The organism is Nocardioides sp. T2.26MG-1 (genome assembly GCF_950101795.1).
GTDB lineage: Bacteria > Actinomycetota > Actinomycetes > Propionibacteriales > Nocardioidaceae > Nocardioides.
Genome location: NZ_CATNLZ010000037.1, coordinates 205,661 through 218,438 on the forward strand (window position 1 = coordinate 205,661; position 12,778 = coordinate 218,438).

Sequence of the window (12,778 nt, forward strand, 5' to 3'; positions counted from 1 at the left end):
CGCTCGCCCGTGGCTCTGGTCCCGCATGCCCGCACACGAGTTCCCGCTGAGCACATCGAGGAGTGGCCCGCGACGATGGCGACAGGCTCCCAGGACTCCTTCGTCCACCTCCACGTCCACACCGAGTACTCCATGCTCGACGGGGCCGCCCGGCTCGGGGCGTTGGCGGAGCGCACGGCGGAGCTGGGGATGCCGGCCATCGCGATGACCGACCACGGCAACGTGTTCGGGGCGCACGAGTTCTACCGCAAGGCCAAGGCCGCCGGGGTCAAGCCGATCATCGGCATCGAGGCCTACTTCACCCCCAACATCTCCCGGTTCGAGCGCAAGGGCGTCAACTTCTACGACGGCGGCCCCGACGACGTCTCGGCGCGCGGCGCCTACACGCATATGACGCTGCTGAGCGAGACGACCGAGGGCATGCACAACCTGTTCCGGCTCTCCACCGGGGCGTGGCGGGACGGCTTCTTCAAGCAGCCGCGGATGGACCGCGAGCTGCTCGCGCAGCACGGCCGGGGCATCATCGGCACCACCGGCTGCCCGTCCGGCGAGGTGCAGGTCCACCTGCGCTACGGCCAGTACGACGCGGCACGCAAGGTCGCCGGCGAGTTCCAGGACATCCTCGGCAAGGACAACTACTTCCTCGAGCTGATGGACCACGGGCTCGACATCGAGAACCGCGTCCGCGACGGCCTGCTGCGCCTCGCCAAGGACCTGCAGATCCCGCTGCTGGCGACCAACGACTCCCACTACGTCATGCGCGAGGACGCTCCGTCGCAGGAGCACCTGCTGTGCATCAACTCCGGCTCGACGATGGACATCCCGGCCGGCGACGGCCCCGGCCAGCGGTTCGCGTTCTCCGGCGACGGCTACTACATCAAGTCGCCGGCCGAGATGCGCGCGCTCTGGGTCGACAAGTACGACCTGCGCGAGGCGTGCGACAACACGCTGCTGATCGCCGAGCGGTGCGACGTGTCGTTCACCGAGGGCAACGGCACCTACATGCCACGGTTCCCCTGCCCGCCGGGGGAGAACGAGGACTCCTGGCTGGTCAAGGAGGTCGAGCGGGGCCTGAAGGTCCGCTACCCCAACGGCGTACCCGACGCGGTCCGCAAGCAGGCGGAGTTCGAGGTCGGCGTGATCACCTCGATGGGGTTCCCGGGCTACTTCCTGGTGGTCGCCGACTTCATCAACTGGGCCAAGGACCACGGCATCCGGGTCGGGCCTGGCCGCGGCTCGGGTGCGGGCTCGATGGTCGCCTACGCCATGCGCATCACCGACCTCGACCCGCTCGAGCACGGCCTGATCTTCGAGCGCTTCCTCAACCCCGACCGCGTCTCGATGCCCGACTTCGACATCGACTTCGACGAGCGCCGGCGCGGCGAGGTGATCAAGTACGTCACCGAAAAGTACGGCGACGACCGGGTCTCCTACATCGTCACCTACGGCACGATCAAGGCCAAGCAGGCGGTCAAGGACTCCTCCCGCATCCTCGGCTACCCCTTCGCGATGGGCGACCGCATCACCAAGGCGATGCCGGCCTCGGTCATGGGCAAGGACGTCCCGCTCAAGGAGATCTTCGACCCGGCCCACAAGCGCTACGGCGAGGGCGGCGAGTTCCGCTCGCTCTACGACGGCGACAACGACGTCAAGCGCGTCGTCGACACCGCCATCGGCATCGAGGGCCTCAAGCGCCAGTGGGGCGTGCACGCGGCCGGCGTGATCATGTCGAGCGAGCCGCTCATCGACATCATCCCGCTGCTCAAGCGGCCCGCCGACGGCGCGATGATCACGCAGTTCGACTACCCCACCTGTGAGGGCCTCGGCCTGATCAAGATGGACTTCCTCGGGTTGCGCAACCTCACCGTGCTCGACGACGCGGTCAAGAACATCCGCGCCAACCGTGGCGAGGAGATCGTCCTCGAGGAGCTCCCGCTCACCGACGAGGCGACGTACTCCCTGCTCCAGCGCGGCGACACCCTCGGCGTCTTCCAGCTCGACGGCGGCCCGATGCGGGCGCTGCTGCGCAGCATGCGCCCCGACTGCTTCGCGGACATCTCCGCGGTCGGCGCGCTCTACCGGCCCGGGCCGATGGGCGCCGACTCCCACAACAAGTACGCCCGGCGCAAGACCGGGCGCGAGCCGGTCGAGGCGATCCATCCCGAGCTGGCCGAGCCGCTCAAGGACATCCTGGGCGAGACCTACGGCCTGATCGTCTACCAAGAGCAGGTCATGGCGATCGCGCAGAAGCTCGCCGGCTACAGCCTCGGACAGGCAGACATCCTGCGCCGGGCGATGGGCAAGAAGAAGAAGGAGGAGCTGGACAAGCAGTACGCCGGCTTCTCCGCCGGCATGCGCGAGCGCGGCTACTCCGAGGCCGCGGTCAAGACCCTGTGGGACATCCTGCTGCCGTTCTCCGACTACGCCTTCAACAAGGCCCACTCGGCGGCGTACGGCCTGGTCTCCTACTGGACCGCCTATCTCAAGGCCAACTACCCGGCCGAGTACATGGCGGCGCTGCTGACCTCGGTGCGCGACGACAAGGACAAGTCGGCGATCTACCTCAACGAGTGCCGGCGCATGAAGATCCAGGTGCTGCCGCCCGACGTCAACGAGTCCGCGGCCGACTTCACCCCGGTCGGCAACGACATCCGCTTCGGCCTGACGGCGATCCGCAACGTCGGCAGCAACGTCGTCGACGGCATCGTCGCGGCGCGCGAGGAGAAGGGTCGTTACGCCGACTTCAACGACTTCATGGAGAAGGTCCCGGCGCTGGTCTGCAACAAGCGCGTGATCGAGTCGCTGGTCAAGGCCGGCGCCTTCGACGAGATGAAGCACCGGCGCCGGGCGCTGGTGGCGATCCATGAGACGGCGGTCGACCAGTACGTCGACATCAAGCGCAACGAGGCGATCGGCCAGGACTCGCTGTTCGGCGGGCTCGACGACGCCGCGGGCAGCGGCTTCGGCATCACGGTGACGATCCCCGAGATCGACGAGTGGGACAAGACCACGCTGCTCGGTCACGAGCGCGAGATGCTCGGCCTCTACGTCTCCGACCACCCGCTGCTCGGTCTGGAGCACGTGCTCGCCAACAGCAGCGACTGCACGATCGGGCAGTTGATGCTCGACGAGGACCGCGCCGACGGCACGCCCGTCACGATCAGCGGCCTGATCACCGGCGTGCAGCGCAAGATCACCAAGCGCGGCGACGCCTGGGCGATGATCACCGTCGAGGACCTCGACGGCGCGATCGACGTGCTGCTGTTCCCGAGCGCCTACCAGCTCGCCGGGCCGCACCTGGTCGAGGACGCGATCATCACGGTCAAGGGCCGGCTCTCGCGGCAGAAGGACCAGCCCGAGATCCACGGCCAGGAGGTCACCGTCCCCGACCTCTCCGACGGGCCCTCGGGCCCGGTGGTGATCAGCCTGCCGTCGACCCGGTGCACGCCCCCGGTGGTCGAGCAGCTCAAGGACGTGCTCGGCACCCACCCGGGCGTGACCGAGGTGCGCCTGCGACTGTTGACCCGTGAGGAGACCCTGGTCATGCGCCTCGACGACCGGCTCCGGGTCACCCCGAGCCCGGCGCTGTTCGCCGACCTCAAGCAGCTGCTGGGGCCTGGGTGCCTGACGGGGTGAGCGGCCCCGGGCATGCGCGATCCAGGGGTGCCTCCCTGCGGCCCGGGCTGGTGCAGGCGGCGATCGGCGTGCTCGTGCTCGGGGCCGCCGGAGCCCTCGCGGGGGTCGTGTGGGAGTGGCTGTGGACCGCGCCGGTCGGCGTGGTCGTCGACCACAAGTGGCTGGCCGAGGACGAGGCGGGCCTGCGCGGCCAGTTCTCCGGCACCGGGTGGTTCGTGGTCATCGCCACCGTCGCCGGCCTGCTCGCGGGTGGCGTGGTCGCGATGTTCCTCGACCGGGTCCCGTTGCTGACGCTGCTCGCCGTGGTCATCGGCTCGGTGCTCGGCACCTGGCTGATGCTGGAGGTGGGTGCCGCGCTCGGACCCCCCGACCCCGTGCACCTCGCGGCGACCGCGAAGGACGGCACGCACCTGCCCGGCCGGCTCGAGGTGTCCCGCCGTACGCCGTGGATCTCGATGCCCGCCGGGGCGCTGGTGGCCCTGACGCTGGTGTTCTTCGGGCTCTCCGCCGGGCGGCGGCACCCGCTCGACGACCACGGTCACCACAGTGCCCACCCCGACGCTCACCGCCACGACCATCCCCACCGCGCCGGGTAGGCTCCCGCCGTGGACGATCGGTCCGCGAACGACGCATGGGGGATTCTCGTGACCAACAGCCCGGAGTACCTCGAGAGCGGCAGCGGCCGCCCGATCCCGCCGCCGAGCGGCCCGTCCGGCGGCGGTGGTGGCAGGCGTACGGCGTTGATCGCCGTCGGCTCGGTCGTCGTCCTGGCGGGCATCGGAGCCGGCGCCTGGGCGGCCTGGTCGTTCTTCGCCACCGGACCCCAGCCGGCCGAGGCGCTGCCGGCGTCGACGGTCGTCTACGCGAGCATCGACCTCGACCCGAGCGGCGGGCAGAAGATCGAGGCGCTCCGGACGCTGCGCAAGTTCCCCGCCTTCAAGGACCACATCGGCCTGGAGACCGACGACGACATCCGGCAGCGGATCTTCGAGGAGATCCAGGGCACGGGTGCGTGCGAGGACCTCGACTACGGCGACGACGTGGAGCCCTGGCTCGGTGACCGGATGGCCGTCGCGGCCGTCGACACCGGTGAGGACACCCCGTCCCCGGTGTTCGTGCTGCAGGTCACCGACGAGGACCGGGCCGACCAGGGCATGGCCAAGATCAAGGAGTGCAGCGCCGACGGTGACGGCGGCGACGGCTCCGCCGAGGGCGCCTGGACGATCCACGACGGTTGGGCGCTGCTCGGCGAGACCCAGGAGATCGTCGACGGGATCGCCGACGACGCGGCCGACACGTCGTTGTCCGACGACGAGGAATACCAGAGCTGGACCGACGCGGCCGGCGACGCCGGCATCGCGACGTTCTACGTCGCCCCCGAGGCCGGCAAGCTCTTCGCCGACAGTCTCAACGGGTTGATGCCCCTGACGCAGGGCCTTGACGAGGCGGTCCCAGGACCGACCGGCGAGCTGGCGCCGCTCACGCCCACGGAGGTCACCACGGCGCTCGAGGACTTCCAGGGCATGGCGGCGACCGTCCGCTTCGACGACGGGTCGCTCGAGCTCGAGCTCGCGGCCGACCCCGGCACGTCCCAGGACGCGCTCAAGGACGCCGACCGGGGTGGTGACGTGCTCGCGACGCTGCCCGAGGACACCGCCGCCGCGATCGGCATCGGGTTCGCCGACGGATGGTTCGGCGACCTGATGGACCAGGTGTCGAGCCAGGTCGGCGGGATGTCCGCCGACGAGCTCCTCGACGAGCTCTCGGCCGAGTCGGGCCTCGACCTCCCCGACGACGTCGAGACGATGATGGGCGACTCCGCGGCGCTCGCCCTGGGCAGCGACTTCGACCTGGAGACGTTCGTGAACTCCGCCGACGGCAGCGGGGTGCCGGTCGGGCTCAAGGTGCAGGGCGACCCCGACGCGATCGAGTCCGTGCTCGACAAGCTCCGCCCCCAGATGGGCGGCGCCGAGTCGGCCCTCGGCAGCGACAGCGACGGTGACGTCATCGCGATCGGCCCCGACGGCGACTACCGCGAGCGGCTGCTCGACGACGGCGGGCTCGGTGACTCGGACGTGTTCGACAACGTCGTGCGCGAGGCCGACGATGCGGCCGCCGTCGTCTTCGTGAACTTCGACGCCGGCGACTGGCTCGCCGGCCTCGCGGAGGACGACCCGGAGGTCGCCGACAACCTCGAGCCGCTCGAGGGCCTGGGCGTCAGCGCCTGGCTCGAGGACGGCGTGAGCCACGCGGTGCTGCGGGTCACGACCGACTGACGGGCTACCGGGCGATCCGCGCCACCGTCGCGCCCGTCACCCGCACCAGGTCGGCGGGCGCGATGCCGAGGTCGAGGCCCCGGCGGCCGCCGGACACGTAGACGACCTCGTGGGCCGGCGCGCTCTCGTCGAGCACGGTCGGGTGCGGGCGCTTCTGGCCGACCGGCGAGATCCCGCCCGCGACGTACCCCGTCGCCCGCTCGGCGGCCGCCACGTCCGCCATCGTGGCCTTGCTCGCGCCCAGGGCGCGGGCGAGCGCCTTGAGGTCGAGCTGCTGGGAGACTGGGACGATCCCGACGACCAGCTTGCCGTCGGCGCTGGCCAGCAGCGTCTTGAAGACACACCCGGGGTCCAGCCCGAGCGCCTCGGCGGCCTCCAGCCCGTACGACGTCGCCCGCGGGTCGTGGTCGTACTCGTGGACCGTGTAGGGGATGCCGGCCTTGGTGAGGGTCACCGTGGCGGGCGTGCTTCCGGTTGTCTTCCTGGGCATACCGCTCCACTCAGCTGACTGGATTTCGACGCGCTCGCGCGACTTCGTTCCTCAGTCGCGTCGCTTGCTCAATCTTCGCTCGCGACGCGGCACGCTCATTCCTCGCGTGCCACTGCTCGCTCGCTCAGTTGGGGCTCCACCTTGTGCGGGCCACCTCGGTGGCCGGGAGGGACGGGATCACGTTCATCGCCCGCAGCTCGGTGCGCAGCAGGTCGGTGACCAGCACCAGCCGGACCGCGGCGTCCTCGGCCTCGAGCAGCGCCTGACGCTCGGGCATCGGCAGCGGCGCGACCGCCGACAGCGTCCACGAGAGGTACGTCGGGTCACGGGGGAGCGCCCCGCTGTAGGGGTCCGCCCGGATGTCGGCCAGCGCCGCCCGGTAGGCCGTGAACGCCACCCGGGCCTGCTCCAGGACGGCCTCGGACACCGGGGCCTCCGGGTCGGGCAGCTCGGTGATGTGCCCCACCGGGAACAGGCCGGTGGCGTCGAGCCGGTCGAGCCGGATCCGCTCCTGCCCGACGGCGACGATGTCGAAGGTGCCGTCGGGATGGGCCTCGACGTCGGTCAGCTGCACCCGGCAGCCGACGCGGTACAGCGACTGGGCGCCGTGGTCGCCGACCTCGTAGCCCTCGCGGATCCCGACCGACCCGAAGACCCGGGCCGCCGGGTCCTCGATGCGCAGCAGGTGGTGCACCAGCGCGCGGTACCGGTCCTCGAACACCGTGAGCGGGACGCTGACCCCCGGGAACAGCACCGCGTTCAGCGGGAACATCGGCAGCGGCTCGGGCACGCTGCCAACGTAGTCCAGCCACCGTCGCCGGTCCGGAGCGACAGGCGACCGCCCGTAGAATCGGGCCCATGATCCGACGCATCGACCTGCGAGGAGCCGACCAGAGTGTCGACTACCGCGCAGCGGTTCCCCGCGCCGACTTCGACGTCGAGGCCGCGGTGCCGGCGGTGCATGCGATCTGCGAGGACGTGCGCACGCGCGGTCTCGACGCGATCCGGGAGCTCTCGGAGCGCTTCGACGGCGTCACGGTCGACGACATCCGGGTCGCTCCCGAGGCGCTGAGCACCGCCCTCGAGCAGCTCGACCCGGACATCCGGGCGGCGCTGGAGGAGTCGATCTCCCGCCTGCGTGCGACCTGTACGGCCGAGCTCGAGCACGACGCGGTCACCGACCTCGGCCCCGGCGCCCGGGTCACCCACCGCAAGGTGCCGGTCGGCCGGGTCGGCCTCTACGTGCCGGGCGGCCTCGCGCCGCTGGTCTCGAGCGTGCTGATGAACGTCGTGCCGGCCCAGACCGCCGGTGTGGAGTCGATCGCGCTGGCGAGCCCGCCGCAGCGCGAGTTCGGCGGCGCCGTCCACCCGACGATCCTGGCCGCCTGCGCGCTGCTCGGGGTCGAGGAGGTCTACGCCGTCGGCGGTGCCCAGGCGATCGCGATGTTCGCCTACGGCACCGGTCCCTGCGCCAAGGTCGACCTGGTCACCGGGCCGGGCAACATCTACACCGTCACGGCCAAGCGGCTGCTCAAGGGCCTGGTCGGCATCGACTCCGAGGCCGGCCCGACCGAGATCGCGATCCTGGCCGACGACACCGCCGACCCGGCGTACGTCGCCGCCGACCTGCTCAGCCAGGCCGAGCACGACCCGCTGGCCGCCGCCGTGCTCGTCACCCCGTCGGTGCGGCTCGCCGACGCGGTCGACGCCGAGCTGGACGTCCAGGTCGCCGCGACCAAGCACGTCGAGCGGATCCGCACCAGCCTGTCCGGCCGACAGTCGGGCGTGGTGCTCGTCGACGACCTCGAGCAGGGCCTCGATGTGGTCAACGCCTACGCCGCGGAGCACCTCGAGATCCACACCGCCGACGCCGCGTCGTACGCCGCCCGGGTGCGCAACGCCGGCGCGATCTTCGTCGGCCCGCACGCCCCGGTGAGCCTCGGCGACTACTGCGCCGGGTCCAACCACGTGCTGCCGACCGCCGGCTGCGCCTGCCACTCCTCGGGGCTGTCGGTGCGGGCGTTCACCAAGTCGGTGCACGTCGTCGACTACTCGCGCGCGGCGCTCGAGGAGGTCGCCCGCCACGTGGTGACGCTGGCCGAGGCCGAGGACCTGCCCGGCCACGGCGCCGCGGTCTCGGTGCGGTTCAGCCAGGAATCAGCAGAGTGACCTGGCCTCCCCTGCGCGAGGAGCTGCGCGGCATCGAGCCGTACGGCGCCCCGCAGCTGGACGTGCCCGTCCAGCTCAACGTCAACGAGAACCCCTACGGGCCGTCCCCGGCCTGCGCCGCGGACATCGCGGCCGCGGTCGCGGTCGCCGCGCGCACGCTCAACCGCTACCCGGACCGCGAGTTCGTCGACCTGCGGCTGGCGCTCGCGTCGTACCTCGGCCACGGCGTCACCCACGACCAGGTGTGGGCGGCCAACGGCTCCAACGAGGTCATGCTGCAGCTGTTGCAGGCGTTCGGCGGGCCGGGCCGGGTGGCGCTGAGCTTCGCGCCGACGTACTCGATGTATCCCGAGTACGCCCGCGACTCGGTCACCGAGTGGGTGGTCGGTCACCGGGAGAGCGACTTCTCCCTCGACCTCGACCACGCGCGCCGGCTCGTGGAGGAGCGGCGGCCCAGCGTGGTGCTGCTGCCGAGCCCCAACAACCCGACCGGCACGGCGCTGCCGCTCGACGCCGTCACGACGCTGTGTGAGGCGGCCGCCGGGTATGAGCAGAGCGGCATCGTGGTGGTCGACGAGGCGTACGGCGAGTTCCGCCGCGCCGGCACTCCGAGTGCGCTCGAGCTGCTGCCGCGCCACCGCAACCTCGTCGTCACCCGCACCATGAGCAAGGCGTTCGCGCTGGCGGGCGCCCGGGTCGGCTACCTCGCGGCCGCGCCCGAGATCTGCGACGCGATCCGGGTGGTGCGGCTGCCGTACCACCTCTCTGCGGTGACCCAGGCGACCGCCCTCGCGGCGCTGCGGCACGCCCCCGAGCTGCTCGGCCAGGTCGACCGGCTGCGGGCCGAGCGGGACGCCACCGTGGACTGGCTGCGGGGCCAGGGGCTGCGGGTCGCCGACTCCGACGCGAACTTCGCGCTGTTCGGCACGTTCCCCGACCGTCATGCTGTGTGGCAGGGGCTGCTCGACCGGGGCGTGCTGATCCGGGAGACCGGCCCGGACGGCTGGCTCCGGGTGTCGATCGGCACGGCCGAGGAGATGCAGGCATTCAAGGACGCACTCACCCAGGTGATCGCCCGGGTCAAGGAGGAAGCATGAGCCGCACCGCAGCCCCTCGCATCGGCAGAGTCGAGCGCCAGACGAGTGAGTCGAAGGTGCTCGTCGAGGTCGACCTCGACGGCTCCGGGCGTCACGACATCTCCACCGGTGTGGGCTTCTACGACCACATGCTGACCGCGTTCGCCCGGCACGCGCTCGTCGACCTGACCGTGCAGACCGACGGCGACACCCACATCGACGCCCACCACACCGTCGAGGACACCGCGATCGCGCTCGGTCAGGCGCTGCGCCAGGCGCTCGGCGACAAGCAGGGCATCCGCCGGTTCGGCGACGCCACCGTGCCGCTCGACGAGGCGCTGGTGCAGGCCGTCGTCGACGTGTCGGGGAGGCCGTACTGCGTGCACACCGGCGAGCCCGAGGGGCAGCAGTACGTCCAGCTGGGCGGGACCACTCCGTCGTACCTCGGCTCGCTCACGCAGCACGTGTTCGAGTCGATCGCCTTCCACGGGCACTTCGCGCTGCACGTGCGGGTGCTCGCCGGCCGCGAGCCGCACCACATCGTGGAGACGCAGTTCAAGGCGTTCGCCCGCGCGTTCCGTGACGCGGTCGCGCTCGACCCGCGCGAGACGGGTGTGCCCTCCACGAAGGGCAGCCTGTGACCCGTCCGAACGTCGTCGTCCTCGACTACGGCTCGGGAAACCTCCGCTCGGCCGTGCGCGCGGTCGAGCGCGCCGGCGCCGACGTCACGCTCACCGCCGACCGCGCGCTGGCGCAGGAGGCCGACGGCCTCGTGGTGCCCGGGGTCGGCGCGTTCGCGGCCTGCATGGCCGGCCTGCGCGCGGTCCGCCGCCATGAGGTGATCGGCCGCCGGCTGGCCGGCGGCCGCCCGGTGCTCGGCATCTGCGTGGGCATGCAGATCCTGTTCGAGCGGGGCGTCGAGCACGGCGTCGAGACCGAGGGCTGCGACGAGTGGCCGGGTGTCGTCGAGCGGCTCCAGGCGCCCGTCGTACCCCACATGGGCTGGAACACCGTCGAGGCCGCCGACGGGTCGACGCTGTTCCGCGGCATCGAGCAGGAGCGCTTCTACTTCGTGCACTCCTACGGCGTGCGCGAGTGGACCTTGGAGACCCACGGCCGCACCCGGCCGCCGCTGGTCACGTGGGCCCAGACCGGTCCGAGGGAGCACGGGGGAGACCGGTTCGTCGCGGCGGTCGAGAACGGGCCGCTGAGCGCCACCCAGTTCCACCCGGAGAAGTCCGGCGACGCCGGCGCCGCGCTGCTGCGCAACTGGGTGGGCTCGCTGTGAGCAAGGAGCGGGCCCAGCGCCGGGCCGAGCGCGAGCGCGCGGCGGCGGTGCTGGCCGCCGCCCGTGCGGCGGAGGCCGAACGCCAGGAGCGCCGCGACGCGCGGGTGCGCGCGGTCACCTCGCGGCTGCCGAAGCCGCCCAAGCGCCCGACCGGGCTGCTCGCCCAGCGGCGCCGGCGCCAGAACGGCGCGCTGTTCGCCGGGCTGCTCGCGTTCAACGTGCTGGCCTGGATCTTCTTCGGCGAGTGGGAGATCCGGCTCGCCGCGTTCGTGGTCAGCGTGCTGGCCGCCCCCGTCTTCCACACGATGCTGTTCCGCCGATCCTGAAGGACACCATGTCTGACTACCTCGAGCTGCTCCCCGCCGTCGACATCACCGAGGGGCGCGCCGTCCAGCTCGCCCAGGGCGTTGCCGGCTCCGAGCGCGTGTACGGCGACCCGGTCGCCGCCGCGATGCGCTGGCAGGACGCCGGGGCGGAGTGGATCCACCTCGTCGACCTCGACGCGGCGTTCGGCCGCGGCTCCAACCGCGACCTCCAGGCCGAGATCGTGGGCGCGCTCGACATCCAGGTCGAGATGAGCGGCGGGATCCGCGACGACGAGTCCCTCGCCGCCGCGCTCGCCACGGGCTGCCGTCGGGTGAACATCGGCACCGCCGCGCTCGAGCAGCCCGAGTGGTGTCGCCGGGTGATCGCCGAGCACGGCGACCGGGTCGCGATCGGGCTCGACGTACGGGGTCGCACGCTGGCCGCCCGCGGCTGGACCCAGGAGGGCGGCGACCTCTACGAGACGCTGGCGCGCCTCGACGCGGAGGGCTGCGCCCGCTACGTCGTCACCGACGTCAACAAGGACGGCATGCTCCAGGGCCCCAACCTGCAGCTGCTCCGCGACGTCTGCGCCGCCACGTCGGCGCCGGTGGTGGCCTCCGGCGGCGTCACGACCCTCGAGGACGTCCGCTCGCTGATGGAGCTGGTGCCGGTCGGCGTCGAGGGTGCGATCGCCGGCACCGCGCTCTATGAGGGCCGGTTCACGCTCGAGGACGCCCTCGCGCTGACCCGAGGGCCGCGATGACGCTCGCCGTCCGGGTGATCCCGTGCCTGGACGTCGATGCGGGCCGGGTCGTGAAGGGCATCAACTTCAAGGAGCTCCGCGACGCCGGCGACCCGGTCGAGCTGGCGCGGACCTACGACGCCGAGGGCGCCGACGAGCTGACCTTCCTCGACATCTCGGCCTCCCACGAGGGTCGCGCGACCACGATGGAGATCGTGTCGCGCACCGCCGAGGAGGTGTTCATCCCGCTCACGGTCGGCGGGGGAGTGTCGTCGGTCGCCGACGTCGACCGGCTGCTGCGCGCCGGCGCCGACAAGGTCGCCGTCAACACCGCCGCGATCCACCGTCCCGAGCTGGTCGCCGAGATCGCGGACCGGTTCGGCAACCAGGTGCTGGTGCTGTCCGTGGACGCCCGCCGCGCCCCAGGCACGCCGTCCGGCTTCGAGGTCACCACGCACGGCGGCCGCCAGTCGGCCGGGCTCGACGCCATCCAGTGGGCGGTCCGCGCGGCCGAGCTGGGCGCGGGGGAGATCCTGCTCAACGCGATGGACGCCGACGGCACCCAGGACGGCTTCGACCTCGAGCTGATCCGCGCCGTACGCCGCGAGGTGACCGTGCCGGTCATCGCGTCCGGCGGCGCGGGCGCGGTCGAGCACTTCCCGCCCGCGGTCGAGGCCGGTGCCGACGCCGTCCTGGCCGCCTCGGTGTTCCACTTCGGCACGCTGCGGATCGCCGACGTCAAGCAGTCGCTCGCCGGGGCGGGCTTCCCGGTCCGCTGAGGAGACGTGGCTACCC

Annotated in this window: 12 protein-coding genes; 10 read left to right on the plus strand and 2 right to left on the minus strand. The window is 71.9% G+C overall.

All coding sequences use genetic code 11. The features are described 5' to 3' along the window. Positions 1-75 precede the first annotated feature (75 nt). From dnaE to QQZ14_RS25010, 3 genes are read left to right on the plus strand one after another with little or no spacing between them, the layout of a single operon-like run. Positions 76-3,636: a DNA polymerase III subunit alpha gene (gene dnaE / locus QQZ14_RS25000; protein WP_284537154.1), complete on the plus strand. Its 3,561-nt coding sequence runs from the start codon at positions 76-78 to the stop codon at positions 3,634-3,636. Further along, positions 3,633-4,232, plus strand: a complete 600-nt coding sequence (locus tag QQZ14_RS25005) for a hypothetical protein (RefSeq protein ID WP_284537155.1) — start codon at positions 3,633-3,635, stop codon at positions 4,230-4,232. The genes dnaE and QQZ14_RS25005 overlap by 4 nt, the downstream gene beginning before the upstream one ends. A gap of 9 nt (positions 4,233-4,241) precedes the next feature. Then, positions 4,242-5,912, plus strand: coding sequence for a DUF3352 domain-containing protein (locus QQZ14_RS25010; RefSeq protein ID WP_284537156.1), 1,671 nt, complete (start codon positions 4,242-4,244; stop codon positions 5,910-5,912). Between the two features lie 4 nt (positions 5,913-5,916). Here QQZ14_RS25010 and ybaK read toward each other — a convergent pair whose 3' ends face one another. Together ybaK and QQZ14_RS25020 are read right to left on the minus strand one after the other, a co-directional pair. Continuing rightward, positions 5,917-6,402, minus strand: coding sequence for a Cys-tRNA(Pro) deacylase (gene ybaK, locus QQZ14_RS25015; RefSeq protein WP_284537157.1), 486 nt, complete (start codon positions 6,400-6,402; stop codon positions 5,917-5,919). Between the two features lie 124 nt (positions 6,403-6,526). Continuing rightward, positions 6,527-7,192: an LON peptidase substrate-binding domain-containing protein gene (locus QQZ14_RS25020; protein ID WP_284537158.1), complete on the minus strand. Its 666-nt coding sequence runs from the start codon at positions 7,190-7,192 to the stop codon at positions 6,527-6,529. 68 nt (positions 7,193-7,260) lie between these two features. Between QQZ14_RS25020 and hisD the strand changes: the two genes are divergently transcribed. Genes hisD through hisF form a run of 7 tightly spaced genes read left to right on the plus strand, consistent with a single transcriptional unit; the run spans position 7,261 to position 12,762 of the window. Beyond that, a complete protein-coding gene (hisD, locus tag QQZ14_RS25025; RefSeq protein ID WP_284537159.1) occupies positions 7,261-8,571 on the plus strand; it encodes a histidinol dehydrogenase in 1,311 nt (436 codons plus the stop codon). After that, positions 8,568-9,668 (plus strand): histidinol-phosphate transaminase, encoded by a 1,101-nt coding sequence (locus tag QQZ14_RS25030; protein WP_284537160.1) that lies wholly within the window; start codon positions 8,568-8,570, stop codon positions 9,666-9,668. Before hisD ends, QQZ14_RS25030 begins: the two co-directional genes overlap by 4 nt. Beyond that, entirely contained in the window at positions 9,665-10,288 is a 624-nt protein-coding gene (hisB, locus tag QQZ14_RS25035; RefSeq protein WP_284537161.1) for an imidazoleglycerol-phosphate dehydratase HisB, read from the plus strand. The genes QQZ14_RS25030 and hisB overlap by 4 nt, the downstream gene beginning before the upstream one ends. Continuing rightward, positions 10,285-10,935 (plus strand): imidazole glycerol phosphate synthase subunit HisH, encoded by a 651-nt coding sequence (hisH, locus tag QQZ14_RS25040; RefSeq protein ID WP_284537162.1) that lies wholly within the window; start codon positions 10,285-10,287, stop codon positions 10,933-10,935. The genes hisB and hisH overlap by 4 nt, the downstream gene beginning before the upstream one ends. Then, positions 10,932-11,261 carry a hypothetical protein gene (locus QQZ14_RS25045; RefSeq protein ID WP_284537163.1) on the plus strand — a complete coding sequence of 110 codons (330 nt, stop codon included), beginning with the start codon at positions 10,932-10,934 and terminating at the stop codon, positions 11,259-11,261. The genes hisH and QQZ14_RS25045 overlap by 4 nt, the downstream gene beginning before the upstream one ends. A gap of 8 nt (positions 11,262-11,269) precedes the next feature. Continuing rightward, positions 11,270-12,004 (plus strand): bifunctional 1-(5-phosphoribosyl)-5-((5-phosphoribosylamino)methylideneamino)imidazole-4-carboxamide isomerase/phosphoribosylanthranilate isomerase PriA, encoded by a 735-nt coding sequence (gene priA / locus QQZ14_RS25050; protein WP_284537164.1) that lies wholly within the window; start codon positions 11,270-11,272, stop codon positions 12,002-12,004. Continuing rightward, a complete protein-coding gene (gene hisF, locus QQZ14_RS25055; RefSeq protein ID WP_284537165.1) occupies positions 12,001-12,762 on the plus strand; it encodes an imidazole glycerol phosphate synthase subunit HisF in 762 nt (253 codons plus the stop codon). Before priA ends, hisF begins: the two co-directional genes overlap by 4 nt. The last annotated feature ends 16 nt before the right edge of the window (positions 12,763-12,778 follow it).